Origin of the sequence: Nonomuraea rhizosphaerae (assembly GCF_019396405.1) — a bacterium.
In the GTDB taxonomy this organism is placed as follows: domain Bacteria; phylum Actinomycetota; class Actinomycetes; order Streptosporangiales; family Streptosporangiaceae; genus Nonomuraea; species Nonomuraea rhizosphaerae.
Genome location: NZ_JAHKRL010000055.1, coordinates 1 through 627 on the forward strand (window position 1 = coordinate 1; position 627 = coordinate 627).

Below are 627 nucleotides of genomic sequence, written 5' to 3' on the forward strand. Positions count from 1 at the left end.
TGTGATGTGACTGCGTGCCTTTTGAAGAATGAGCCTGCGAGTTATGGTGTGTGGCGAGGTTAACCCGTGTGGGGGAGCCGTAGCGAAAGCGAGTCTGAAGAGGGCGTTTGAGTCGCATGCTGTAGACCCGAAGCGGAGTGATCTACGCATGGGCAGGTTGAAGCTCAGGTAAGACTGGGTGGAGGACCGAACCCACCAGGGTTGAAAACCTGGGGGATGATCTGTGTGTAGGGGTGAAAGGCCAATCAAACTCCGTGATAGCTGGTTCTCCCCGAAATGCATTTAGGTGCAGCGTTGCGTGTTTCTTGCCGGAGGTAGAGCACTGGATGGCTGATGGGCCCGACAAGGTTACTGACGTCAGCCAAACTCCGAATGCCGGTAAGTGAGAGCGTGGCAGTGAGACTGCGGGCGATAAGGTTCGTAGTCGAGAGGGAAACAGCCCAGATCACCGACTAAGGCCCCTAAGCGTGTGCTAAGTGGGAAAGGATGTGGAGTCGCAGAGACAACCAGGAGGTTGGCTTAGAAGCAGCCACCCTTGAAAGAGTGCGTAATAGCTCACTGGTCAAGTGATTCCGCGCCGACAATGTAGCGGGGCTCAAGTACACCGCCGAAGTCGTGGCACTGATG

The 627-nt window shown here is 55.7% G+C and carries 1 rRNA gene; it reads left to right on the plus strand.

Annotated elements, in window-relative coordinates:
- Positions 1 to 627: ribosomal RNA gene (locus KME77_RS02645) — 23S ribosomal RNA — on the plus strand; the annotation flags it as partial.